Source organism: Sutcliffiella halmapala, from assembly GCF_050107295.1.
Taxonomy (GTDB): domain Bacteria; phylum Bacillota; class Bacilli; order Bacillales; family Bacillaceae_I; genus Sutcliffiella_A; species Sutcliffiella_A halmapala_A.
On sequence record NZ_JBNIKR010000025.1, the window covers coordinates 1 to 1468 of the forward strand.

Annotated in this window: 1 protein-coding gene; it reads left to right on the top strand. The window is 38.6% G+C overall.

The window, feature by feature from the left end; all coding sequences use genetic code 11:
• Positions 1-99: 99 nt before the first annotated feature.
• Positions 100-1427, top strand: a protein-coding gene (locus ACQCT5_RS22840) for an IS3 family transposase (protein ID WP_499645404.1) whose coding sequence is annotated in 2 segments (ribosomal slippage) — positions 100-484 and positions 484-1427 — 1329 coding nt in all. Because the reading frame shifts where the segments join, the coding sequence is not laid out codon by codon here.
• Positions 1428-1468 lie beyond the last annotated feature (41 nt).

Below are 1468 nucleotides of genomic sequence, written 5' to 3' on the forward strand. Positions count from 1 at the left end.
TTAAAATGTACCCTATAGAGTAGACACTTAAAAAAAGTGCTCTCTATAGGGTCTTTTTGTATAATCAATATAACATCATGAATTTGGAGACGGAGAATTATGACTAAAAAGCTTTTTACAGAGAAAGAGATCGCTATATTATCTAAAAACCCTTACGTTACTTCGGTTAGTTCAAAAGGAATTACCTATTCGGAGGAATTTAAGCATCATTTTATTGCTGAATTTAGAAATGGGAAGTTTTCTACACAAATATTTGAAGAAGCGGGATTTAACATAGATATTCTAGGGAGGCGGAGAATTAAATCGGCTTCTGATCGCTGGAAAAAATCATACGAGAAAGATGGCATATTGGGTCTCAAAGATACGAGGAAAGGAAGCTCTGGGAGACCCCGTGAAAAGGAGTTATCCCTGGAAGAAAAATACGCTCGTTTGGAAGCAAAGATGAACTTATTAGAGGCTGAAAATGAACTCTTAAAAAAGATCCGAATGCTCGAAAGGGGGCTGAAGTAAAAGTCCCAATCAGCCAAAGGTATGTTCTTATTCGATATGTGATAGAGAAATACAGCTTGAAGCATATGGTGAAATTCCTCTGTGAGACAGCGGGTGTTTCACGTAGCGGTTATTATCGTTATTTCTCTCCGAAGTCCGTAGAACGGAGAAATCGACAGGAAGCCAAAGATGTAGTGGCAAAAGAATTGATCTTAATGGCCTTTCGATTTAAAAATCGTAAGAAAGGGGCACGTCAAATCAAGATGACATTGGCGGGTCAATTTCAGTGTGTCTACAATCTAAAAAGAATTCGAAGAATTATGAAAAAGTATGACATTGTTTGCCCTGCGCGAAAGGCAAATCCATATAAGAGAATGATGAAGGCAACTCAGGAGCATCGAGTGGTTCCTAATCTGCTCAACCGCCAATTTAATCAACATACGCCTTGGAAAGTACTCCTTACTGATATTACATATCTCAATTATTCCAGCGGACAAAGAGCTTTTTTGTCGGTCATCAAAGATGGGTCTACAGGCGAAGTGTTAGCACATCATATATCTAGTCGAATTACGATGGATTTAGCCACCGGTACCTTACACAAACTAAAGAAAAACCGACGATTTAAGAATGTTGAAGATGCCCTTATCCACTCCGATCAAGGCACTCATTATACACACCCAGACTTTCAAAAATACGTTAAGAAAATAGGACTGCGCCAGTCTATGTCTAGAAGAGGGAACTGTTGGGACAATGCACCAATCGAGTCTTTCTTTGGTCACCTTAAGGACGAAGTGAACATCAAAGCTTGTAGAACACTCGAGGAGCTTCAACGAGAGATAAACAAATATATTCGTCACTATAATCATACTAGGTATCAATGGAATAGAAAAAAGATGACCCCTGTGCAATACAGAGATCATCTTCTTCTGGCTGCTTAAGCCTTTTTTTAAAAATGTCCTTTACAAGGGGTACACTTTAT